General features: G+C 69.2%; 22 protein-coding genes. 16 read left to right on the top strand and 6 right to left on the bottom strand.

Annotation, left to right across the window (positions count from 1 at the left end; genetic code table 11):
- Positions 1-344 precede the first annotated feature (344 nt).
- The 4 genes from M8J74_RS29810 to M8J74_RS29795 all read left to right on the top strand — a co-directional run bounded on the left by M8J74_RS29810 (position 345) and on the right by M8J74_RS29795 (position 4697).
- Entirely contained in the window at positions 345-878 is a 534-nt protein-coding gene (locus tag M8J74_RS29810; protein ID WP_249839415.1) for a 2,4'-dihydroxyacetophenone dioxygenase family protein, read from the top strand.
- 30 nt (positions 879-908) lie between these two features.
- Positions 909-2258, top strand: a complete 1350-nt coding sequence (locus M8J74_RS29805; protein WP_249839414.1) for an MFS transporter — start codon at positions 909-911, stop codon at positions 2256-2258.
- Positions 2255-3439, top strand: a complete 1185-nt coding sequence (locus M8J74_RS29800) for a 2,3-butanediol dehydrogenase (RefSeq protein WP_249839413.1) — start codon at positions 2255-2257, stop codon at positions 3437-3439. Before M8J74_RS29805 ends, M8J74_RS29800 begins: the two co-directional genes overlap by 4 nt.
- Before the next feature lie 313 nt (positions 3440-3752).
- A complete protein-coding gene (locus M8J74_RS29795; RefSeq protein ID WP_249839412.1) occupies positions 3753-4697 on the top strand; it encodes a helix-turn-helix domain-containing protein in 945 nt (314 codons plus the stop codon).
- A gap of 211 nt (positions 4698-4908) precedes the next feature.
- Here the strand turns inward: M8J74_RS29795 and M8J74_RS29790 are convergent, their stop codons facing one another.
- Positions 4909-5157, bottom strand: a complete 249-nt coding sequence (locus M8J74_RS29790; protein WP_249839411.1) for a hypothetical protein — start codon at positions 5155-5157, stop codon at positions 4909-4911.
- Positions 5158-5297: 140 nt separating this feature from the next.
- Entirely contained in the window at positions 5298-6374 is a 1077-nt protein-coding gene (locus tag M8J74_RS29785; protein WP_249839410.1) for a cytochrome P450, read from the bottom strand.
- Between the two features lie 743 nt (positions 6375-7117).
- Here M8J74_RS29785 and M8J74_RS29780 point away from each other — a divergent pair.
- From M8J74_RS29780 to M8J74_RS29760, 5 genes are all read left to right on the top strand, one after another.
- Positions 7118-8599 (top strand): aldehyde dehydrogenase family protein, encoded by a 1482-nt coding sequence (locus M8J74_RS29780; RefSeq protein WP_249839409.1) that lies wholly within the window; start codon positions 7118-7120, stop codon positions 8597-8599.
- Between the two features lie 75 nt (positions 8600-8674).
- Positions 8675-9241: a cytochrome P450 family protein gene (locus M8J74_RS29775; RefSeq protein WP_249839408.1), complete on the top strand. Its 567-nt coding sequence runs from the start codon at positions 8675-8677 to the stop codon at positions 9239-9241.
- 97 nt (positions 9242-9338) lie between these two features.
- Positions 9339-9539, top strand: coding sequence for a hypothetical protein (locus M8J74_RS29770; protein ID WP_249839407.1), 201 nt, complete (start codon positions 9339-9341; stop codon positions 9537-9539).
- Positions 9536-9727 carry a ferredoxin gene (locus M8J74_RS29765; RefSeq protein ID WP_249839406.1) on the top strand — a complete coding sequence of 64 codons (192 nt, stop codon included), beginning with the start codon at positions 9536-9538 and terminating at the stop codon, positions 9725-9727. Before M8J74_RS29770 ends, M8J74_RS29765 begins: the two co-directional genes overlap by 4 nt.
- Positions 9724-10824, top strand: a complete 1101-nt coding sequence (locus M8J74_RS29760; RefSeq protein ID WP_249839405.1) for an NAD(P)/FAD-dependent oxidoreductase — start codon at positions 9724-9726, stop codon at positions 10822-10824. Before M8J74_RS29765 ends, M8J74_RS29760 begins: the two co-directional genes overlap by 4 nt.
- 22 nt (positions 10825-10846) lie before the next feature.
- Here the strand turns inward: M8J74_RS29760 and M8J74_RS29755 are convergent, their stop codons facing one another.
- From M8J74_RS29755 to M8J74_RS29745, 3 genes are all read right to left on the bottom strand, one after another.
- Positions 10847-11578, bottom strand: a complete 732-nt coding sequence (locus tag M8J74_RS29755) for an EthD domain-containing protein (protein ID WP_249839404.1) — start codon at positions 11576-11578, stop codon at positions 10847-10849.
- A gap of 71 nt (positions 11579-11649) precedes the next feature.
- Positions 11650-12921, bottom strand: coding sequence for an MFS transporter (locus M8J74_RS29750; RefSeq protein ID WP_249839403.1), 1272 nt, complete (start codon positions 12919-12921; stop codon positions 11650-11652).
- A 368-nt stretch (positions 12922-13289) separates the two neighbouring features.
- The gene (locus M8J74_RS29745; protein WP_249839402.1) at positions 13290-14243 is read right to left on the bottom strand and encodes a LysR family transcriptional regulator; all 954 of its coding nucleotides are present in this window, start codon (positions 14241-14243) and stop codon (positions 13290-13292) included.
- A 172-nt stretch (positions 14244-14415) separates the two neighbouring features.
- Here M8J74_RS29745 and M8J74_RS29740 point away from each other — a divergent pair, with 172 nt between their 5' ends.
- The 7 genes from M8J74_RS29740 to M8J74_RS29710 are packed head-to-tail and all read left to right on the top strand — an operon-like array spanning position 14416 to position 20556.
- Positions 14416-15951: a carotenoid oxygenase family protein gene (locus M8J74_RS29740; RefSeq protein WP_249839401.1), complete on the top strand. Its 1536-nt coding sequence runs from the start codon at positions 14416-14418 to the stop codon at positions 15949-15951.
- An 8-nt stretch (positions 15952-15959) separates the two neighbouring features.
- Positions 15960-16613: an MBL fold metallo-hydrolase gene (locus tag M8J74_RS29735; protein WP_249839400.1), complete on the top strand. Its 654-nt coding sequence runs from the start codon at positions 15960-15962 to the stop codon at positions 16611-16613.
- Positions 16614-16645: 32 nt separating this feature from the next.
- Positions 16646-17401, top strand: a complete 756-nt coding sequence (locus M8J74_RS29730; protein WP_249839399.1) for an SDR family NAD(P)-dependent oxidoreductase — start codon at positions 16646-16648, stop codon at positions 17399-17401.
- Between the two features lie 36 nt (positions 17402-17437).
- Positions 17438-18046 carry a carboxymuconolactone decarboxylase family protein gene (locus tag M8J74_RS29725; protein ID WP_249839398.1) on the top strand — a complete coding sequence of 203 codons (609 nt, stop codon included), beginning with the start codon at positions 17438-17440 and terminating at the stop codon, positions 18044-18046.
- Positions 18043-18915, top strand: a complete 873-nt coding sequence (locus M8J74_RS29720) for a fumarylacetoacetate hydrolase family protein (protein WP_249839397.1) — start codon at positions 18043-18045, stop codon at positions 18913-18915. The genes M8J74_RS29725 and M8J74_RS29720 overlap by 4 nt, the downstream gene beginning before the upstream one ends.
- The gene (locus M8J74_RS29715) at positions 18912-19760 is read left to right on the top strand and encodes a fumarylacetoacetate hydrolase family protein (RefSeq protein WP_249839396.1); all 849 of its coding nucleotides are present in this window, start codon (positions 18912-18914) and stop codon (positions 19758-19760) included. Before M8J74_RS29720 ends, M8J74_RS29715 begins: the two co-directional genes overlap by 4 nt.
- Positions 19761-19770: 10 nt before the next feature.
- Positions 19771-20556: an SDR family NAD(P)-dependent oxidoreductase gene (locus tag M8J74_RS29710; RefSeq protein WP_249839395.1), complete on the top strand. Its 786-nt coding sequence runs from the start codon at positions 19771-19773 to the stop codon at positions 20554-20556.
- Between the two features lie 333 nt (positions 20557-20889).
- Here the strand turns inward: M8J74_RS29710 and M8J74_RS29705 are convergent, their stop codons facing one another.
- Positions 20890-21801, bottom strand: coding sequence for a TIGR01777 family oxidoreductase (locus tag M8J74_RS29705; protein WP_249839394.1), 912 nt, complete (start codon positions 21799-21801; stop codon positions 20890-20892).
- Positions 21802-21878 lie beyond the last annotated feature (77 nt).

The raw sequence follows: 21878 nt of genomic DNA, 5'->3' as shown, positions 1-21878 counted from the left end.
ACAGCAGACAGGGCGGGCGTCGGTCAGAACGAAGCCGCCGGCTCCTGCGCGCAAGGCCGTCGTAGGCGTACTCCGCCAAGGCCGAAGCCGTTGATGATGACGGCGCGGTCGCGGTCGTCGGCGGCGATGCGACGGGTGGCCCCGATGCCGTCCAGCCGGTCGTGGCCGCTGCCAGAGAGGCCGAAGGCAACTGGCGGCCGTGCATATCGGTCCACCGCTGTGCACGTGAGGTCGCGAAGAGGCGCATGTCCCAAACAGGCAATCCTCCACGTCTGCCAGGGGAAAGACCTGCCTGCGGCTCAGGAGGTTCACTGTCGGTCACCTCGACGACAAGGAGCCGAAACATGCCCGAGGAAGCCAGGTCGGAATTCTGGAAGAGCCTCAAGCCGATCGCCGACTCGCTGAAGCCCGACGCTCAGCCGGAGGTCTATCTGTCCCAGGTGGCCACCGACGACGACCGGTACTACGCACCGCTCAGCGAGACCGTGGGATCCCGGCCCCTGTGGATCAACGTCAAGGACAACTCCTGGGCCGACATCCTCTGCGCCAAGCAGGCCGGCCTCGTCAACCGGCACTACCACCCGCACGAGGTGTTCGCGTACACGATCTCCGGCAAATGGGGCTACCTGGAGCGGCCGTGGACCGCGCGGGCCGGTGACTTCGTCTACGAGGCACCCGGTGAGGGACACACGCTGGTGGCCTACGAGAGCGACGAGCCGATGAAGGCGTTCTTCATCGTCAAGGGTCCCTTGATCTGGCTGGACGAGGACGGCAACACCACCGGCTACTTCGATGTCCACGACTACATCGAGCTGTGCAGGAACCACTACGACAAGGTCGGCATCGGTGCCGACTACGTCAACTCACTCTTCCGGTGATCCCGGTCCCACCGCTCGAACGAGGTTCCGATGTCACGTATCCGTACCCGGGTCCGGCCCGACGCAGAAACTCCCGTCGCCACCGACGGCGCAGCACATCGGTATGAGAACCGGCTGCTGCTGATCCTCTTCCTGGCCTTCGGTTTCGTCTTCTTCGACCGCCAGGCGCTGCCCTTCCTCGCCCCGTACATCAGCAAGGACTTCCACCTCTCCAACACCGAGCTGGGCACCCTGTCCGGGGTGCTGGCCCTCACCTGGGCGCTGTCCGGACTGGTCGCCGGCCGTCTGTCGGACAAGCTCGGCAGACGCAAACCCATCCTGATCGGCGCGGTCGTCCTCTTCTCCTGCTTCTCCGCGGCGGGCGGTCTCATGACCGGCTTCCTCGGACTGCTCGTCGCCCGGGCCCTGATGGGCGTGGCGGAAGGAGCCGTGCTTCCGCTGGCCCAGTCGATGATGGTGGAGGCATCCCGGGAGAGCCGTCGCGGTCTCAACATGGGACTGCTGCAGGGCTCGTCGGCCGGTCTGATGGGCGGGATCCTCGCCCCGCTGGTCGTGGTGTGGATCGCCGAACTCCACGGCTGGCGGACTGCCTTGCTGTTGACGATCGTGCCAGGTCTGCTCATCGCGGCCTGGATCGCGAAGTCGGTCAGGGAAGCGCCGCCCGGCGGCCGGGTCCAGGTCGCCGCCGCCGACGCCGAGGCCGCCCCCGGGACGACGGCCGTGCCCAAGCCGTCGGTGCGGGAGGTTCTGGGACACCGCAACATCATCCTGTGCATGGCGGCCGCGTGCTGCTATCTCACCTGGTTCATCGTCATCGTCACCTTCACTCCCACGTATCTGCTGACCGTCAAGGGCTTCTCCCCGAGCACCATGAGTGCAGTCATGACGTGCCTGGGCGTGGGGTGGGTGCTGTGGGGGTTCCTCACCCCCGCCGTTTCCGATCGCATCGGCCGCAAGCCGACCATGATCGCCTTTTCCGCCACAGCGGCCCTGTGTCCACTCGCCATGGTGTACGTCAGCGATCCTGTGGTGCTGGGCCTGGTCGTCGTGCTCACGTACACCGGCCTCGGCTGCTTCACCTTGTTCATGGCCACCATCCCCGCCGAGACGGTGCCCCGTGGTGCGCTGGCCACCGCACTCGGGCTGGTCATGGGGATCGGTGAGCTGGCCGGTGGGTTCCTTGCCCCGGTGATCGCCGGGCGGGCGTCGGATGTCTGGGGCCTGCAGACGGCCATGTTCATCTCCGCCGGTGGCGCCGTCGCCGTCGTCCTGCTGTCTTTCGGTCTGCGGGAGACCGCCCCACGGGTACTGCGCCGGCGGGCCGAGCGGGCCACGGCCGCATTCGGCTCTGGCACGGTGGCGGCGGGAACGGCCGAATGAGGGCCGACACGCGGCGCATGCGGGCCGCTGTCTGGTACGGAGCCAGGGACGTCCGCATTGCCGAGGTGGACGTCCCCGCACCAGAGCGTGGCGAGGTGCTCATCGAGGTCGCCTACTGCGGTATCTGCGGCAGTGACCTGCACGAATACGCCGACGGTCCGCACGCCATCCCCGTCGGGGAGCCGCATCCAGGCTCCGGTGCCACAGCTCCGCTCGTCCTCGGCCACGAGTTCTGCGGGACCGTGGTGGCCCTCGGGCCGTCGGTGATCGGCCTGGCGATCGGAGACCGGGTGGCGGTCGAACCGAACTACCGGTGCGGGGCCTGCCCACGGTGCCGGGCAGGTGAGTACAACATCTGCCGGCACTTCGGATTCGCGGGGCTGATGGGTAACGGCGGCATGGCCGAGTACGTGGCGATCCCGGCCTACATGGCGCACCGTCTCCCCGAGGCCGTGCCGCTGGAGCAGGCCGCGCTCTTCGAACCGGCCTCGGTCGCCTTGCACGCGCTACGGCGCGCGGGGGCCACTCCCGAGACGGTGACGGTCGTCGGCCTGGGCCCGGTCGGCCTGCTCACCGTCCGGCTCGCCGCGGAACGCAACGTTCGGCGCATCTTCGCCGTCGACGTTTCCTCCGCTCGCCTGGATCGCGCGGCCGGACTGGGCGCCACCGATCTGATCGATGCGCGGACGGAAGAAGGTGTGGGGGAGCGGATCAGGGAGTTGACCGGCGGTGAGGGGGTCGATGCCGCGTTCGAGGTCGTCGGCTCCGAGAGAGCCCTGCGGACCTGCCTGGCCGCTACCCGGCGCGGTGGCCGGGTCGTCCTCGTCGGCCTGGCGCCTCAGGTGTCTTTGGACACCTTCGCCCTGGTCAACAACGAGCAGTCGATCGTCGCCAGCGTCGGCTACCGCGACACCTATCCGGAACTCATCCGGCTCGTCGCGGAGCGGGGGCTGGATCTGACACCGGTCGTCACCTCGACCATCGCACTCGACGGCCTGATACCCCACGGCTTCGAGGCGCTGCTGGGCGGCCCGGGACACCAGATCAAGATCCTTGTCGATCCCGCCGCACACCGTGACCGTGTCGACCCTCTCATCCCCTGCGCGGCGGCGGCCGGGACTGCGACGCAGCCGACCTCGGCCCGCGGGGGAGGTGCTGAGACCGGCTCGCCACGATCGTGACAGGTCTTCGGTGGTCGAGCACACGAGGGGCGGCAGCCGACCACGCTGCCGCCGGACTCGGCCGCCGTACCTGCCGCTCCCGGTCTGCCTGTTCCGCCTCAAGGGCGCGACCCGTGACGGGGCAGCGCACCGGGGGTACCCTCGCCGAGAGACAGCACCAGCACCTCGGACGGCCCCGCACGTCAGAGCACGAAGGCCGGCTCAGCGGCTGCATCGACTCCCTGTCGTCACGGCAGAGCGGTCCTGCGCCACCGTCACCAGGGACGCATGGGCTGGAAAGGAGATTCAGGTGAACCTGCCTACCGTCTCCCGCGTGTCCACGCAGTCGGTCGATCCGGCGGACCGTATCGACTTCTGGGAGGAACACAACCGACAGGCTCTGGTGGGCTTGACGTGTTCGTCGTACTCGCAGGAAGGCCTGCTGGCCTCAGAGGTGAACGTCGAGCTGGGCGACCTGCGGCTGGCAGAGATCGACGGCAACGAGCATGTCATCGAACGGACCCCACGGATCTGTCAGACCCTGCCGAAGGAGTCGATCTTCGTCACGCTGCTGACAGAAGGCTGCGGGGTGTTCTTCCACGAGGGTGGCTGCGTCACCCTCCGGACAGGCGACATGATCCTCTACGACACACGCCGGCCCTATCTGTTCGGTTTCCCCTCTCCCATGCGGCAACTGCTGGTCGACATCCCCCGTGAGGTGTTCGCCACGCACTGTGCCCCAGGTGAGGTGTCCGCGCCGATACTGCTCGGCAGGGGGTCGGCCGCCGAAGGCGCACAGGCCTCCGCGCTGGAGGCGGTAATGAACGACTGGGTCGCGAAGCAGGGCGGCGAGGACGCGGCCGGCACCCAGGCGACTGTGCTCTCCCTCGTCCGCACGCTGGCCGCACCGCGGCTGGGCGGCTCCGCTCCGCCCGTCGTGCTCTCCCAACTGGCGGTTGCTCAGGACTACATAGCCCGGCACCTTGCCGACCCGGAGCTGAGCTCGGGCCGCGTTGCCGAGGCGATCGGAGTGTCCACGCGGCACCTCAGCCGTATCTTCCAGTCGACCGGAGTCAGCCCCTCCCGCTACATTCTCGAACAGCGGCTCGGCAAGGCCCGGCAGGTTCTCACCGATCCGGGCTCCCGCCATCTGACGATCGCCGAGATCGCCCATTGCTGGGGTTTCGCCAGCCAGGCCCACTTCACCCGGGTCTTCCGGAGCCATTTCGGCAGCACTCCCGGAGAAACGCGCCCACTCCCCAGCTCAACCCGTGGCTGAGGGGCAACGTGCGCGCACGCGGCCCACAGCATCACCGGCGCATCGGACCCCGACGGCGGGACCGCGTGCGGTGCGCGATCGCGACCACCCCTGGTCGACTCGACGTCGAGCACGGCATGGGGCTGGTTCTCAAGTGCCTTGCCACTTACCCCGAGCCTGCTGCACCGAGGACGCGCCGGAAAGGCCGTTCATGAATGCGCTCCTGACGCCGTCAGAGGGTGCCGCGCTCCTGGTGCCGCGCTGATCCGCGACGTGGAGGCCGGCCGCCGCGGGCGGCGTTCGGATACACGGGCGTGCGGCCGAGCGAGCCGGTGATGGCCGTCGTGCCGACGGCGCCGCTCACGCCGATGCCCAAGCCCGCCAGGACCAGGCCGCCGAGGAAGGGCAGGTAGCCGGCGTCGACCCTGAGGAAGGAGATGGCATACAGGCCGGCGGCGAGCAGTAGCAGGTCGGCGGACATGACCGTCTTCAAAGCGACCCATGAACCAGCTGCGGGGTGACCGACGAGGTGGGCAGCACCGCTGCTGCTACCGGACCAAGGGTGACTGCGGTGGCAGCTGGGGCCGGCCTTCACTCGAGGCGTTCGGCAGTGCGGTCGGCTCAGGTGACGATCCGGCAGGGAAGCTTGCTCAGCCCGTGCAGGGTGTTGTTCACGATGAACTCGGGCTTGCCGATCTCGAACCGGCGCACCCGTGACAGCAGTGCTGTGAGGAGGGCGTGCGCTTCAAGTTTGGCCAGGTTCTGGCCGACGCAGGCGTGGATGCCGACGCCGAAGGTCAGGTGATCGGACGGCTTCCGGGTGATGTCGAAGCGCTCCGGGTCGCCCCACTTGCGTTCGTCGCGGTTGGCGGAGGCATACATCACGGCGACACGATCACCTGCGGGGATGGTGACGCCGTCGCACTCCCAAGCCCTGGTTGTCACCCTGCTGAACAGGGTGACGGGAGATGCGATGCGCAGGACCTCGAGGTAGGCGGCGGGCAGCAGCGAGGGGTCGCTCCGCAGGGCGTCCCACTGGTCGGGGTGTTCGGCGAACAGCCGGACGGCGGCCGCCAAGGAGAGGATCGTGGTGTCCATGCCCGTGGCGAGGAACGCCATCATGAGGGTGAACGCTGCGGCCTCGTCGATCTCGCCCGAGTCGACCGCCTCCCAGACGCGAGCGCCGAGACCGCCTTCGGCAAGCCGGTCCCGGGCGGCGGTGGTGCGGACGTAGTGCAGCAGAGCCTGCTGCTGTCGCATCGCGGCAGGTGTCCGCTCTCCCAAGGGACCCAGACCCTCGAAGGTGGAGGCGCCGAACTCCAGGAGCTGGTCGCGGCCTTCCTCGGGCAGACCGATGAGATCGGCGACGAACCGCGGAGTGAACGCCTCTGCGAGGTCGGACACCGCGTCGAATTCCACGCCGGTCGCCAAGCGGTCGACGATGTCTTCCGCCGCGGCGGCCACCGAGGGGCCGAGGTCCCGCAGCGCCCGGGGCATCAGCATGCGGGAGAGGATGACGCGCAGAGAGGTGTGGTGAGGGGGGTCGGAGGCCAGCACGCCGCCGGCCATGAGCTCGTTCATGCCGGCCGCGAAGCCCACGCCGGACGCGGAGCTGAACGTCTCGTGATCACGCAACGCGGCACTGACCTGCTCGTAGCGCGGCAACGCCCACGCGTCGTAGCGGCTGAGCCGGACCACCGGTCCCGCATCTCGTAGGCGCGCATACACGGGATAGGGATCGAGCAGTGTGTCCGTGGCGAAAAGGTCGACGTCGCTTGAGGGCAGGGTCGTTGAAGGCATCATTGGCTCCGAGGTCGACGGCCGCCGTGTCAGCCGGCGCGGCTGTCACGGTGTGCATCCGCTGCGAGTGCCGTGCTTTGTCCGGGCGTGGCGGCACGGGAAGTCCGCCGCTTCGCATGGCGGTCGCTGCTCCCTCGATCATGCGTACCGCCATGGGCCGGGGTCCAACACCGAATCGCGCACGTAATGATCGAAGGTTGCGATTCATTGACGTCCCGCCGCGTGGACAGCGCGGCTGCGGACCGGAGTTGGTCAATCGTCATCTTCGATGGCTGTGTACCAGCATCCGTGTTGGACTCCCGGGCCGCTGAGCAGCATCATCAGCGAGGGACAGCAACAACGCACAGACGGCCGGCGGGATCCTGGGAGAGCGGCTTTCGGCTTGTTCCGCAGGTAGTCGAGTCCCGGCCGTTCGAAGACGGACGACGGGCATCGACCGCTCCGGCGGCCCCGGGCCGCAGTCCCTCTCCCCCCAAGGCAAGGCCATCCGTACCGCCCTCCTCGTGGTCTGGGCTGTCCTCGCGGACGGCCTTGTCACCCCTACCTGGTCCCCAGCGCGGCCGACGGTCTCCCGATGGTGCGGAAAACAACCTCGTGGATCGTGCCCGCGCAGTGACCCTTCTGACAATGGAGTCGCCCCCATGGTCATCACCCGTGAACTGCTGATCGACGGCAAGGAGAAGGGTGCGCGATCCGGGCGCACAACGTCCGTCATCAACCCCTCCACCGGACAGATGTACGCCACCGTGGCCGCGGCCGGCGTCGAGGACGTCAGCAGCGCCGTTGACGCCGCCCAAGCCGCGTTCGAGAACTGGGCGGGGCTGGACCCGTCCACTCGTCGGGCGATCTTCGTCAAGGCCGCCGACCTGATGGAGCAGCAGCGCGAGCACATCGTGGACGTGATGGCCAGCGAGGTGGGCGCGACCCGGTTGTGGGGGTCGTTCAACGTGACCTTGGCCGCCGCGATGCTCCGCGAGGCGGCCGCTCTGATCACCGCCCCGCGGGGCGAAGTGCTCACCACGCAGCAGGATGGCGCCCTCAGCCTCGCGGTGCGCGAACCCCTGGGTGTGGTAGCCGCGTTCTCCCCGTGGAACGCCCCCGTCATTCTCGGGACCCGCTCGGTTGCCGCCGCTCTTGCCGCCGGCAACACGGTCGTGCTGAAACCGAGCGAAGTGGCTCCTCTGTCCGCCGGGCTTCTCATCGGGGACCTGCTGCGTGAAGCCGGACTGCCCGACGGGGTCCTCAACGTGATCACGAACGACCCCGCCGACGCTCCGCACATCGCCGAAGCCCTCATCACCGACGCGGCGGTGAGCGCGGTGAACTTCACCGGCTCGACGCACGTCGGCCGGATCATCGGCGCCCATGCCGCGCGCCATCTCAAGCCCGCGCTCCTGGAACTGGGCGGCAAGAACGCGGTCATCGTCCTGGAGGACGCCGATGTGGACTACGCGGTCGACGCGGCCGCCTTCGCGGCGTTCATGAACTCCGGGCAGATCTGCATGTCCGCCGACCGGATCCTCGTACACGAGTCGCTCGCTGAGGAGTTCATCGCCAAGTTCACGGCCAAGGTCGCCGCGCTGCCGTTCGGCGATCCCGCCGACCCGGCCACGGTGATCGGCCCGCTGGTCAACACGGACCCCGACCAGCGCTGCGGGCTCTTCGCGGCTCGCCGTGTCGCCGCCCTGGTCGAGGACGCGGTCGCCAAGGGCGCCACCGTACTCGTCGGCGGGGAGATCCAGGACGCCTCTCACCCGGCGACCGTCCTCAGCGCGGTCCCCGCCCACGCCGACCTGTACGGCACGGAGACGTTCGGGCCGCTGTGTGTCGTCGACACGTTCGCCACCGACGACGAGGCCGTCACGATGGCCAATGACACCGACCAGGGGCTGACCGCCGGCATCATCACCGAGAACGGCACACACGGCCTGCGCGTGGCCCGAAGGCTGCGGACCGGCATCGTCCACATCAACGACCAGTCCGTCGCCGATGATCCCCAAGCGCCGTTCGGTGGTGTCAGGTCCTCCGGTTACGGCCGCTTCGGAGGCCGTTGGGGCATCGAGGCATTCAGCAACACGCGCTGGATCACTCTGGCCACCCAGCATGCCTCCTACCCCTTCTGAGGGGTCGGCGACGGGCCGGTCTCATGGGCCGGCCCGTCGCCGGTGCGCGGACCACAGAGCGGACAGGAACCAAGCATGATCTCGACCACCACACCCGTCACCGATGTGGACCTCTTCGAGGATGAGGTGCTCAATGATGCCTACCCTGTGTGGGAAGAGCTGCGCGAGCTCGGAGCGGCGGTCCACCTGTCGCGCCACGGCTGCTGGGTACCGCCGCGGTATGCGCAGGTGCGCGCGGCGTGGAGTGATCACGGACGGTTCTCCTCGGTCGAAAGCGTCGTACTGGAGGCCGGCTCTCAACGAGCGGCGTCGCGGCGAGGTTCTCGCCTCCGACCGACCCGAGCACGACGTGCTGAGCGATGTCCTGTCGGAGAGCCTGGCGGCGCGCGCCCTCGCCCGACTGCGGACGGACATCGGCAGAGCTTCGACGTGGTCCGGGACTTGCCCCGCGTGTTCCCCGTGCGTGTTGCCGCCGACCTGATCGGGAGGACCCTGGCGGCAGGGGAGGAGGTCGGCGAGCATCAGGTGGCACCGCTGCTGCGGGCCTACCTCGCGGCGAGCATGGACACCACCGTCAACGCCATCGGCAGCGGTCTGTCTTCCGCAGAACCACGTGTCCTGTCACGTCCGAGGACGTGGTGATCCCGGAGCCGGCACAGGTGAGCCTGCTGTTCGGGTCGGCGAACCGGGATCCCGTAAGTGGACCGACCCCGACTGCCTCCAGATCGGCCGAGCGCCGATGGACCACGTCGGCTCCGGCTACGGCCTCCCCGGTTGCGCCGGCCAGCGCCTGGCGCGCATCGAGGCACAGGCGATCTTCACCGCCCCGCTTGACCGCGTCGACCGGATCGAACTCGCCGGCCCGCCAGGCCGGCACCTGAACAACGTGATCCGCGGGCTGGACAGCCTGCCGGTCACCGTGACCACCAGAAGGGTATGACCGTGAGCATCGAACTCATTCCTGGCCGTTGTGAGGGACACGCGGTGTGCGAGGCCATCGCACCGGAGGTGTTCCGGGTGGACGACGACGGAATGGTGCAGCTGGTTCCCGACAGCGACCACGACGACGCGACCGCCCTCGCGGCGGTGCGTTCCTGCCCGGTCGCGGCGCTGCGGGCCACGTCATGAGGCGGATCGCCGTCGTAGGGGGCTCGATCGCGGCGGTGACCGCCGCGAGCTGGCTGCGCGTGCGGGGCTTCGAGGGGACGGTCACCCTCCTGAGCGCAGAGACCGAACAGCCCTACACCCGCGTTCCCTTGTCCAAGACCGTGCTGTCCGGTGAGGCGACGGACGCCTCCACCGCACTGCCGCCCCTCGACGACAGCGTCGATGTGCGGCTCGGGACCCGGGCTGTCTCGCTGAACACCAGGGCACGCCGGATCGTCATCGACAACGGCGAGCCGGTGCCCTACGACGGCCTGGTGATCGCAACAGGGGGGCGTGCCCGGCGGTTGAGCCCGCCCGGCATGGCGGGAGAAAAGGTGCTGCGCACGCTCGCCGACTGTGCGGCGCTGCGCGAGGACCTGGCACGAGCTCACAGCGTTCTGGTCATCGGAGCGGGGCTGCTGGGCATGGAGATCGCCTCGACGTGCCGCACCCTGGGTCTGCAGGTCACGGTGGTCGACCGGGACCCGCCGCTGCGGCGGGTGCTCGGACCGGTGCTCGCCCAGGTGATCACGGATGCCGCGCGTGAGCACGGAGTGGTGCTCAGGACGGTTCCCGGCGGCGTCCGGCTGGTCGGATCCCGCACGTTGGAGGGCGTCGACGCCGACGGTGACTTTCTCACAGCCGATGTGATCGTGTCGGCGGTCGGGGACGTACCCGCCGTCGACTGGCTCACCGGCTCGGGCCTGAGGCTCGACCGCGGTGTGGTCACCGACTCGCGCGGCCGCGTCGCGAACGACATCGTCGCGGCGGGGGATGCCGCGGTCGTCCGCGGGGTCGGCCGCCGCCCGCACTGGACCAACGCCGTGGAGCAGGCGCGCGTCGCGGCGGATGCGCTGCTGGGGGAGGATGTGGCCGGGGTGGCACTGCCCTCGTACTTCTGGACCAACCAGTTCGGCGTCGAGGTGAAGGTTGCCGGGGAACCGGCCGGACTCGGTGAACCGGATATGGTCGATGTCGACGGCAGCTCCATGCTCTTGCGCTGGTCGGCCGGCGCGGCAGCCACCGTGAACCACACGGTGCCGGTCCGTAAACTCCGGCAGCTCGCCTCCGCTACGTGAGCTGTGGTGAGTAGGGGGCGGGTCAGAAGACGGTGACCTCGCGACTGTAGAGGGCGAACGAGCGGGAGGGGTCGTAGAAGCCGCCGCTCTCCTCGGATCGCTCTCGCAGCGAGCTTTCGTACGAGGGGAAGTGCGCCAGTGCCTCGTCCTCGGACCGGTAGTGGAGGGCGGCGACTCCTGCGTAAAGGGTCTCCGTCCCGCCGAAATGGTGCAACGCCTCCTCGGCTCCTGGCACCTGACGGTGCTGGACCCATCCGCGCACCCTGTTGAACTCCGATTCCTCCTTGTCGACGAGGTACTTGTTGGCGGTCTGCCATCGGTCGACGATGTCGTCCCGTTCCAGCCGTTGTGCTCCGTGGACGAAGTGGAGCACCTTCACCGTGTCTGCGTCGGTCTCGGGTGGCGGCATCAGCACCTCGGTTCGTGTCAGCAGGGCCAGGGCGCTGGGCAGGTCGTTGAACCGGGCACCGTCGGGGCCGATGACCTCGCGTGAGTACGGGTGGGACATCGTGGCTGCCAGCGCACCCAGGTCGTCGAACCTGAGCTCGGTGACGGAGTCGCGTCCGAACGCGGTCAGGTGGGCCGGGTCGCCCTCGGCGCCGAAGGACGCATCGAACACATGGTTTTGGACGTAGCCCCTGATCCAGAGGGGGTTCGCGGCGGCCAGCGGCCCGTGCACGTGGTGCAGGTGTCGCAGGAACGCCCGGTGAGTCATGCCCGGCTTGCGGCGGACAGCGGCGATCAGTGTCAGCATCGTTCTCCGTTCGGGACAGGACAGGTCGGTATGGCAGGCGTTGAGTCCCGCGATACCGACCTGTGCGGTGGTCAGCCGGCCATCTGCCGTACGGGTTCCGGGACGGCCGCCGTCCGGCGGCGGGCGGCGAGACCGAGTGCGGCGGTGGCGGCGGCCGCGGCGAGGGCGAGTACGCCCATGGCATTCGGCAGGGTGCCGACGGCGGAAGTGAGGGCGAGGGCTGCCAGCGGGCAGATGAACTGGCCGAGGAAGAAGGATCCCGTCCACAGGCCGGTGCCGCGGCCGCGGTCGGCGTAGTCGAGCTTGGACATCGCGAGAGTGAGCAGACTCGGCAGCATGATGCCGCCGCCGAGACAGGTGATGACGGCACCGAGGGTCAGCACGACGGGGTTGGGGGAGAGCCAGACCACTGTGAAGCCGAGCGCGCACAGGCCGAATGCGGTGGGCAGCCAGGCCTGCGGGTTGCGGCCGGCCTTGGCGAACAGGGCTGAGCCGGCCACGATCGCGGCACTGGTGATGGCGGTGGCCAGCCCGATCACGCCGGAGTCGCTCACGCCCATGTCGTCCAGGAGGAACGCCATCTCCACCTGGAGGGTGTAGAAGAGGACGGCGCCGAAGACGGTCAGTGCGCAGGTGCCCGCCAGGGGGCGCCAGGGGAAGGACCGTCTGGTCCTCGGCTCCGAGACGGTGTGGTGAGCGCCGGTCTGATGGGGGAGGGGCCGGGGCAGGAATGCGGCCATGGCGGGGGCGAGCAGCAGGCTCACGGCGTAGGCACAGAACGGAACGCGCCAGCCGGCCGATCCGGCCACGCCGCCGAGCGCGAAGAAGGCCGTGGCGGAGATCGCGGCGCACATCGTCTGCATCGCGAGGTAGCGGTCGCGTTGCCGGCCGGAGTAGTAGTCGCCGAGCAGTGTCGTGCAGCAGGTCATGATGGCGGCTTCCGTGACGCCGACGAGTGCACGGCTGGCGACGATGGCGACGAGGGAGTCCAGCCACAGGGGTGCGGTGCCGAGGACGGCGTAGACCAGGGTGGCGGTGACGAGGAGGCCCTTGCGGCCGAGTCGGTCCACGAGGACGCCGGCGAAGGGGGCCAGCAGGGCCAGTGCCAGAGCGGGCACCGTCAGTGCCATGGGAACGAGCACGTCGACGCCCGGGACATCGGCGAAGTGGTCGTGCATCTGCGGCAGGACCGGGGCGATGAGCACGGCCCCCAGGATGGGCAGACAGGCGCCTGCCATCAGCAGCAGGAGGCGAAGCCGGTGTCCTGGGCCGGACACGACTTGCTCGGACGGGACGTCTCCGTTCGCCGTGGCGGGCGGGGGCGGGGGCACGGGTGCAGGCATGCGTGATCTCCACATGGCGTGTCGGGAGGGGAGGGAATGGTTCGGCCGTGGCGGCCTGGCTGTCGTAACACCTGTGAGCACGTGCGTGACAGCGGCGCCGATGACAGCCCGATGTCACGGCGGGCCGGTTCGCCGCGACGCCTGGCGCGGTCCGGGCGGCGGGGGACACTACGGCTCGCGCGTCGGGTGGAGACGACTATCGGGCACCGAGGAGGGCCTGCCTAGCCCTCGTCCGATCGAGATCGGTCATGCGGATCATCCGGTTCCTGGATGCCGGGTACGCGGCTCAGCAGGTTGCGCAGGCGGTCACCGTTGGCCATGTGGTGCGCCGCTCAAGGATCGTGCGGGAAGCCCCGGACAGCGGCCCGCTACCTTTCGCCGGACCCGTTCGGAGCCGGGACCTCCTCCAACCCCGGCACGCCCGGCCCGGACAGGCGAGCGAGCGCGAGACGCAGGAACGCCTGCGCGGCTGGAGAGGCCGGGGCGGGGTCGCGGTGGGCCAGGGCCAGGGGCTGGAGCGCCTGCGGGTCGTCGAGGCGCAGGATGCAGTCGGCGTGATCGGCCGGGACGATCGCCTCGGCCGCCGGACGGGGTACGACGGTCACCCCGATGTCTTCGAACGCCAACGACACGAGGTCACCGGCGCTGCGCAAGGCGCAGACACCCCGGCGACGGGCCCGCGCGCGTTCGAACGCCGCGTCCACCTGCGCGCGCAGACCTGTGTCGGGAACGCATTCGAGGAAGCGTTCGTCGGCCAGCTCGCCCAGGGAGGTGACACCGACCCCGCGCAGCCGGTGCCGGCGGCCCACAACGGCCACCAGCGGCACCACGCTGAGCAGGTGGTACGCGATGCCCGGCGGCAACTGGTGCTCGTGCACGGCGACGACGGCGACCTCCAGTTCACCCGTCAGGAGCTCGGAGGTGGTTTGCACACCGTCGGAGTCGAAGAGAGTGACCTCGACCGCGGGATAGGCCTCCTGGAACTCCCGCAGCACACCGAGCTGGTCGATGTTCCCCGCCGTGAGCGTCACCGAGCCGATCCGCAGCCGCCCACGCACGGGTCCGTCGAGCGAGGAGATCTCGGCGTGCATCTCCTGAACCGCCTTCAGCACGCGGCGCGCGCAGGCGACGAAGACCTGTCCGGCCTGGGTGACGCGGACGCTGCGACTGGTCCGCTCGAACAACCGGGTCCCGACCTCCCGCTCGAGCTGTGTGATCTGGTGGCTGAGCCCCGACTGGCCGATGCGGCAACGCGTTGCGGCCCGGGTGAAGTTGAGCTCGTCGGCGATGGCCACCGCGTATTCCATCTGCCGCAGATCCATCGCATTCTCCGATCATTTCGTGCGTGTTTCAGCGTTGGACGCCGACGACATCCCGAGCACATGATGGTCAACACGAGCTGATGGGCTCGCCTTCACGAGATTCTGCTGTGCGGCCACCCAGGGGAATCAATCACGTTCTTCGCTTGATCGACCTTGCCACAGGGAGAGAGCCATGGCTACTGCAACGACGCGGTCCGACGGAACACCCGGGCAGCAGCCCGTGAGCACCCAGCCGCCTCCGGAAACCATGCAGTTCCCGGACACGCCGAAATTCCGGGGGTTCTTCGCGCCCTCACGGATCGAGGCGGACGTCTACGACCTGGAGGTCGAGGGCCGCATACCCCCCGAGTTGAACGGCGCCTTCTACCGGGCCGCCGCGGACACCCAGTACCCGCCGCGGTATCCGAACGACGTGTACATCAACGGCGACGGCATGATCCACATGGTGCGCTTCGACAACGGCCACGCGGATCTGAAGACGCGCTACGTCCGCACCCAGCGCTTCCAGCTCGAACGCCGGGCGCGCCAGGCCCTGTTCGGTGCCTACCGCAACCCCTACACCGACGATCCGTCAGTGGCCGGCGTCGACGACGGAAACGCCAACACCTCGATCATCTGGCACGCGGGCAAGCTGCTCGCGCTCAAGGAGGCGGCCCTCCCCTACGAGCTGGACCCGGCGACGTTGGAGACCAAGGGCGTCCACGACTTCTCCGGCCAGATCCCGGGCCGTACCTTCACCGCACACCCCAAGCACGACCCGCGCACCGGTGAGCTGATCGCGTTCGCGTACAACGCCAGCGGTCTGCCGGACAAGCAGATCCACATCCACGAGATCTCGGCGGACGGCAAGGTCACCCGCTCCCAGACCTTCGAGGTCCCCTACTCGTCGATGGTGCACGACTGGCTGGTCACCCGGGACCACTTCGTCTTCACGATCTCACCCATGGTCGCCGACCCGGAGCAGATGAAGACCGAGGAACAGTACTTCGTCTGGGACCCGAACCAGGGGACCTACGTCGCGATCATCCCGCGGGACCAGGGGGTCAGCGGTATTCGCTGGTACCGCAGCGAGCAGCTCATGGAGACCCACTCCCTGAACGCCTGGACGGACGGCGACACCCTCGTCGGTGACCACTTCACCACCAGGTCCGGTTGGTTCTCCCAGTTCCCGAAGACGACCGTCGGCCCGCTTCCCGAAGAGCCGCCGTTCCTGCACCGCTGGAGGTTCGACCTCACCCGCGGCGCCGCCCACTGGGACGACGCCACCGACACCTACCACAGCGAGCAGCTCCTCGCCTCGCCCGGCGACATGCCCCGGGTCGACCCGCGCGTACTGATGGAGAAGAACCGCCACGCCTGGGTCGGCGGCTTCCACCCCGACCTGCCGAAGGGCGAGATCGGCCCGATGGGCCCGCCCTTCAACTCCCTGATCCACCGTGACGACAGCACCGGTGAGAGTGCCTACTGGAGCCCTGGCGAGCACGGAGCCCCCGAGGAGCCGGTGTTCATCCCCAAGTCCGCGGACTCCGCCGAGGGCGAGGGCTATCTGCTGGCGCTGGTCGGCCGGCGCGACCAGATGCGGCACGATCTCGTCGTCCTGGACGCCCTCGACATCGCCGCCGGCCCGATCGCCACGGTGAAAATCCCCTTCCGACTCCGGTACGGCTTCCACGGCACCTGGGTGCCCGCCGCCGAACTGGGAAAGTGAGCAGGCCCGTGCGACTCACCAGGTGCGGCCACGCCTGCGTCCGGCTGGAGCAGGACGGCGTCGTCATCGTCATCGACCCCGGCAGTTACTCCGACCCGCACGCCCTCGACGGTGCCCACGCCGTGCTCGTGACCCACGAGCACGTGGACCACTTCGCCGAGCCCCTATTGCGCGCCGCAGCAGAAGCCGACCCCGGCCTGCGGATCTGGGCCGACCGAGCAGTCGCGGGCCAGCTCGCCGGGCTCGGCGGTGGCCGGGTCACGGTGGTCGGCGACGGGGACGCCCTCGACATCGAAGGCGTCGGCGTCGAGGTGCACGGAGAACTTCATGCCGTGGTCCATCCCGACCTGCCGCAGGTCACCAACGTCGGCTTCCTGGTGGGGGACGGCGACGCCACCGTATTCCACCCGGGCGACGCCTTCACCGTGCCCGCCCGCCCGGTGGACACACTCCTGCTGCCCGTGCACGGCCCGTGGTCCAAGACGGGCGAAGTCATCGACTACGCCCGTGAGATCAAACCGCGCAGTGCCGTGTCGATCCACGACGGCGGGCTCAGTGACAGCGGGAACGGGCTGGCCGACCACATGCTGGAGATGTGCCTTCGGGACGTCAGGACCGACTACCAGCGTCTGGCTGCCGCAGCGGGAATCGAGCTCACCTGATGGTCGCGTCGACGCAGACACGGAGACCGCCCGTGGGGTGGCTGTGCCTTGAGGGGCGCGGTGCGCTCGTCATCGGGGCTGGCGGACTGGGCACTGCCTGTGTCCGGGGGCTGGCGGAAGCCGGGGCACGGCTGACGGTCGTCGACGCGGACGCGGCCCGCCTCAAGAGCCTGCGCGACGATCCGGCCTGCGCGGCCGCCGTCGTACGGACCGTCACCGCGGACCTGACCTCCTCCGATGCGTGCGAGCGGGCGGTCGCCGAGGCGGCCCGCGAACTCGGTGGCTTGGAGGTGCTGGTGCACGCCGTGGGCACGAACGACCGGCGTCCCGTCGTGGACACGCCCGACGAGGTGTGGGACCGGATCCTGACCCTGAACCTGTCCAGCGCGTTCTGGACGGGACGCGCCGCGGGCCGGCTGATGCGCGAGGCCGGACACGGCAGCATGGTGTTCTTCTCGTCCGTCTCCTCCCTGCTCGCCCACCGCCATCACGGCCCGTACGCCGCCTCGAAGGGCGGCCTGGACCAGCTGGTGAAGGTCATGGCGTGTGAATGGGCAGCCGACGGCATCACCGTCAACGCCGTTGCCCCGGGCTACACGGAGACCGAGCTGACCCGCGCATACCTGGCGAAGCCCGGCATGCGGGAGGAGATGACCAGCTTGGTTCCCGCCGGGCGCCTGGGACAGCCGCAGGACGTGGTCGGAGCCGCCCTGTTCCTCGCCTCCCCGCGCGCCGTGTACATCACCGGACAGGTGCTGTACGTGGACGGCGGCCGCACGCTCGTGTGACCCGGCCTGATCGGCTCGACCCGGAAGGGAGTGCGGATGCCCGCACGCATCGCCGGCCGCCTGCCCGGTGAACTGGACGAGCAGCAGGCAGAGGTATACCGCGCCATCACGGGCGGTGCTCGGTCCACAGGGCCGCAGCTATTCCCGCTCACCGACCAGGAGGGCCGCCTCCGGGGCCCCTTCAACGCGATGCTGCTCAGCCCGCCGGTCGGAATGGCTGTACAGGAGGTGGGGGCGGCAGTGCGTTACGCGTCGGTCCTGACCGACCGCGTGCGCGAGATGGCCGTCCTGGTCGTCGCCGCCCACTGGAACAGCACGTTCGAGCAGGAAGCCCACGAAGCGGTCGGCCGTGCCTATGGCCTCACCGACTCCGAGCTGAAAGCACTGCGCGCAGGCGAACTGCCGGCCCTCTCGGACCCGGCCGAGCGTGCCGCCCTGCGTGCGGCACTGGCGCTGACCCGTACCGGCGTCCTCCACGACCGGGAGTACTACCACGCGGTGGCCGAGTGGGGGGAGCGAGGACTCTTCGAGCTCACGTCCCTGGTGGGCTATTACGCCCTGCTCGCCCTGCAGTTGCGTGTTTTCGCGGGAGAGGAACCGGACGGCTCCTGCGCCCCACCTCAGACCGAAAGCGGTACAGCATGAAGCTGGTTACGTTCGACGACGGACGCGTGGCAAGGCTCGAACTCGAAGAGAGGCTGGTGCTTCCGCTGGAGGCGGCGAGCACACGGGAGTACTTCGAGCGTGACGGCCGGGTGCCGGAGACAGGGGAGCGCCTGGGCCTGGACGACGTGACGCTGCGCGCGCCGATCGTGCCGAAGAAGTTCTTCCACACCTCCGGCAACTTCCGTGAGCACGAGGACGAGTCGAAGAACGTCGACTGGTCCCACCCCATGCACAAGGGCATCGTCTTCTTCCAGAACGTCGACGCGATCGTCGGCCCCGAGGAGCCGGTCATCCACCCCGAGCACCTGACGAGTGAACTCGACTACGAGCTGGAGATCGCCGTCGTCATCGGCAAACCCGGCAAGTTCTTCGGCGTGGACGACGCACCTCACCACATCGCCGGGTATGTCGTGTTCAACGACATCACGGCACGCGACATCCAGCGCCGGGAGATGGAGTCCGGCGTCTTCTCCTTCTGCAAGGCCATCGACACCTTCTGTCCCGTCGGCCCCTACATCGTGACCGCCGACGAGATCCCCGACGCGCAGAACCTCGACATGGAGCTGCGGGTCAACGGGGTGGTGCGGCAAAAGTCCAACACCAACCGCATGTCGGTCTCCATCCCCCACCTGGTCGCCTACCACTCCCCGCAGGGCTACAGCGCGGGCGACCTGATCACCACCGGCACCGTGCAGGGCGTGGCCGGCTTCAGCGGCGATCCCGACCTGTACCTCAAGCCCGGTGACGTCGTCGAGGCCGAGGTCGAACGCCTTGGGGTGCTGCGCAACCCCATCGTCAGCTGGGAGCAGGGCCACGGCACGCCCGTACCGAAGAAGGTGGACTGGTGAGACTCGGCGTCCTCGACGGGCGGGCCGTCGTGGTCCGCGGTGACCGGGCCGCGGACGTCAGATGGGCCTCCAAGGGACGGCTGCCCACCGACCCGATGCTTCTGCTGGGGGAGTGGCCCCGACTACGGAAGTGGGCGGCCGGACTGGCCGACGAGGCCTACGACATCCCTGTCGACCCCGCCGCACTCGGCGCACCGGTACCGCGACCCCGGCAGGTGTTCGCCATCGCCCTCAACTACCCGCCGCACGCCGCCGAAGCCGGCTTCACCCCGCCCGACGAACCCCTCGTCTTCACCAAGTTCCCGGCCTGCATCACCGGCCCGCGCACCACGGTCGCCCTCCCGCAGGGCAAGGTGGACTGGGAGGCCGAACTCGTCGCCGTCATCGGACGGGACACGTACCGGGTGAGCGAGGACCGGGCCTGGGAGACCGTCGCCGGTCTGATGGTCGGCCAGGACCTCTCCGAACGCGTCACTCAACTACAGGGCAGACCCGCCCAGTTCAGCCTCGGAAAGTCCTTCCCGGGCTTCGGCCCCACCGGCCCGGTCCTGGTCACCCCGGACGAGTTCGACGACCCCGACGACCTGGAGATCACCGGACTGCTCAACGGCGAGGTCGTCCAGCACGACCACACCAAGTCCATGGTCTTCCCGGTGCCGGAACTCGTCGCCCGTCTGTCGTCCGTCGTGCAGCTCTTCCCGGGCGATCTGGTCTTCACCGGGACCCCGGCCGGGGTCGGCAACCGAATGGACCCACCCCGCTACCTCGCCGAAGGCGATGAACTCGTCAGCCGTATCGGAGGCATCGGAGAGATCCGACAGCGCTTCACGGCCGTACACCCCTGAAGGGCTTTCCATGACAGAGCAGAGCATCCCCCGCCGCTTCGAAGGCCGCTCGGTCCTGGTCACCGGAGCCGGCACCGGCTACGGAGCCGAGATCGCCGTCCGCGCCGCACAGGAGGGCGCCCGGGTCGCCGTCCACTACCGCAGCTCCGCGGCCGGAGCGGAGAAAACGGCCGCCCGCATCAGGGAGGTAGGCGGCGAGGCATTCACGGTGCAGGCCGACATCGCCGTCCACGCCGACGTCATCCGCATGGCCGAGGATGCGTTCGCCCGTTTCGGCGGCCTGGACGTGCTGGTCAACAACGTCGGTGACGTGGCGGGCGACCAGATGTCCTGGCGCGAGCTCACCGAAGAGTCCATCGACCACGTCCTCGCCGTGGACATCAAGGGAACGATGCTGTGTGTCCACGAGTTCGGCTCCCGCATGCTGGAACAGGGCCACGGCGCGATCGTCAACATCGGCTCCACCGTGATCGTGCGCGGCAGCGCCCGCGCCCCGCAGTACGCCGCCGCGAAGTACGGCGTCCTCGGCATCACCAAGTCCTACGCCCAGGCGTTCGCCCCCACCGTGCGGGTCAACACCTTCGCCCCCGGCTTCATCGAGACCGAGATGCTTCTCAGCCGCGAGGACTGGAAGTCCGGCCGCCGCGAGGACATGATCGCCAAGACCCCGATGGGCCACATCCCGGGCCCCGCCGAACTCGCGGGCCCAGCCCTCTTCCTCGCCACCGACGACGCCGCCCACATGACCGGGGCCTACCTCAACGCCGACGGCGGCTTCAACATGATCGGCGCCTGACCCACGGGATGCCGGCCGGCCCGAGCAACCAAGGGAGACGAGACCGTAGCCTTCTGATCGGCGGCAAGGATATTGATGTCGGCGGTGGGCCGCCCGGAGACGGCGGGAGCCCGGCGGCTGGACACATAGGTGCCGTCCCCCTGCCGTCGCCACGAGGATGCGCATCGGCGTCAGCGCGTGGACGGCCGCACGCAGGGAGTTGCGGGACGTTCCCAGCTGCGCGGCGAGGTCCCCCTCCCCGAGCACGATCCCGGCGGCAGTTGACCGGCGACGATCAGTGCCTTGGCTTTGTCCGTCGCCTCATCGGTGAGAGCCACGCGCGTGCCCTACCTGTCAGCTCGTGTGGAGAACGGAGTGGAGTGCCTTGTCGATCGTGGGGTGGGCGAAGGCGAAGCCCGCCTTGTGCAGGGCCGCAGGGACGGCGCGGCAACTGCCTGTGATGCCTGTGGCGAACTCGCCGAGCGCCGCTCTGAGGGCGAAGGCGGGGACGGAGGCGATCGTCGGGCGATGAAGGGCGCGGCCCATCGCTCGCGTGATCTCGCGGTTCGTCAGGGGTTCGGGTGCTGTGAAGTTGACGGGGCCTGTGAGCGTCTCGTCGGCGATCGCGAAGCGCAGTGCCCTGATGTGGTCGGTCAACGAGACGAACGGCCAGTACTGGTCGCCGGAGCCGAGCCGGCCGCCCAGGCCGAAGCGGAAGAGCGGGAAGAGCCTGCCGAAGGCGCCGCCTGTGGCGGAGACCACCAGGCCGGTGCGGGGGTGAACCACCCGGATGCCCGCCTCTCGGGCAGTGTCTGCGGCGTCCTCCCAGTCGACGCAGACGGCAGCCAGGAAGTCGTCCCCCGGTGGCGCGCTCTCCTCGATGGTCCGGTCACCGGTGTCGCCGTAGTATCCAGTCGCGGACGCGGAGACAAGGACGCGGGGTGGGGTGGGCGATTCGGCGCACGCCCGCGCGATGGTCCTGGTTCCCAGGGCGCGGCTGCGGCGAATCTCCTCCTTGTACGCAGCGCTCCAGCGCTTGTCTCCGACCCCGGCGCCGGCCAGGTGCACGACGGCGTCCACAGTGTCCAGCGCACCGGGCTGGACGTGGCCTCCGATCGGATCCCATTGCGCCGCCTCGGTTCCGTCTCCCGCGGGGCTCGCCGAGCGGTCGCGGACGAGGCGAACGACCTGGTGGCCGTCGGTGAGGAGCGAGTGGGTGAGTGCGGATCCGATGAGTCCGGTGGACCCGGTGATCGCGACGCGCATGGCGTTCTCCCGAACGGCCTTGGGCAGGTGGCCTCGTGGCCACCTGGAACGGTTGTCGGACTTCGAGGTTCTCGGAG

The sequence above is a fragment of the Streptomyces panaciradicis genome, assembly GCF_023516615.1.
In the GTDB taxonomy this organism is placed as follows: domain Bacteria; phylum Actinomycetota; class Actinomycetes; order Streptomycetales; family Streptomycetaceae; genus Streptomyces; species Streptomyces panaciradicis.
This window is presented reverse-complemented; position numbering and strand designations above follow the sequence as displayed.

Bases quoted from the DNA above. Each gene is read 5' to 3' on its own strand.
- M8J74_RS29755 (WP_249839404.1), bottom strand. From the start codon at position 11,578: ATGCTGACACTGATCGCCGCTGTCCGCCGCAAGCCGGGCATGACTCAC.
- M8J74_RS29750 (WP_249839403.1), bottom strand. From the start codon at position 12,921: ATGCCTGCACCCGTGCCCCCGCCCCCGCCCGCCACGGCGAACGGAGAC.
- M8J74_RS29725 (WP_249839398.1), top strand. From the start codon at position 17,438: ATGCCCGCACGCATCGCCGGCCGCCTGCCCGGTGAACTGGACGAGCAG.
- M8J74_RS29775 (WP_249839408.1), top strand. From the start codon at position 8,675: ATGATCTCGACCACCACACCCGTCACCGATGTGGACCTCTTCGAGGAT.
- M8J74_RS29780 (WP_249839409.1), top strand. From the start codon at position 7,118: ATGGTCATCACCCGTGAACTGCTGATCGACGGCAAGGAGAAGGGTGCG.
- M8J74_RS29745 (WP_249839402.1), bottom strand. From the start codon at position 14,243: ATGGATCTGCGGCAGATGGAATACGCGGTGGCCATCGCCGACGAGCTC.
- M8J74_RS29805 (WP_249839414.1), top strand. From the start codon at position 909: ATGTCACGTATCCGTACCCGGGTCCGGCCCGACGCAGAAACTCCCGTC.
- M8J74_RS29790 (WP_249839411.1), bottom strand. From the start codon at position 5,157: ATGTCCGCCGACCTGCTACTGCTCGCCGCCGGCCTGTATGCCATCTCC.
- M8J74_RS29740 (WP_249839401.1), top strand. From the start codon at position 14,416: ATGGCTACTGCAACGACGCGGTCCGACGGAACACCCGGGCAGCAGCCC.
- M8J74_RS29810 (WP_249839415.1), top strand. From the start codon at position 345: ATGCCCGAGGAAGCCAGGTCGGAATTCTGGAAGAGCCTCAAGCCGATC.
- M8J74_RS29760 (WP_249839405.1), top strand. From the start codon at position 9,724: ATGAGGCGGATCGCCGTCGTAGGGGGCTCGATCGCGGCGGTGACCGCC.
- M8J74_RS29710 (WP_249839395.1), top strand. From the start codon at position 19,771: ATGACAGAGCAGAGCATCCCCCGCCGCTTCGAAGGCCGCTCGGTCCTG.
- M8J74_RS29720 (WP_249839397.1), top strand. From the start codon at position 18,043: ATGAAGCTGGTTACGTTCGACGACGGACGCGTGGCAAGGCTCGAACTC.
- M8J74_RS29800 (WP_249839413.1), top strand. From the start codon at position 2,255: ATGAGGGCCGACACGCGGCGCATGCGGGCCGCTGTCTGGTACGGAGCC.
- M8J74_RS29765 (WP_249839406.1), top strand. From the start codon at position 9,536: ATGACCGTGAGCATCGAACTCATTCCTGGCCGTTGTGAGGGACACGCG.
- M8J74_RS29770 (WP_249839407.1), top strand. From the start codon at position 9,339: ATGGACCACGTCGGCTCCGGCTACGGCCTCCCCGGTTGCGCCGGCCAG.
- M8J74_RS29705 (WP_249839394.1), bottom strand. From the start codon at position 21,801: ATGCGCGTCGCGATCACCGGGTCCACCGGACTCATCGGATCCGCACTC.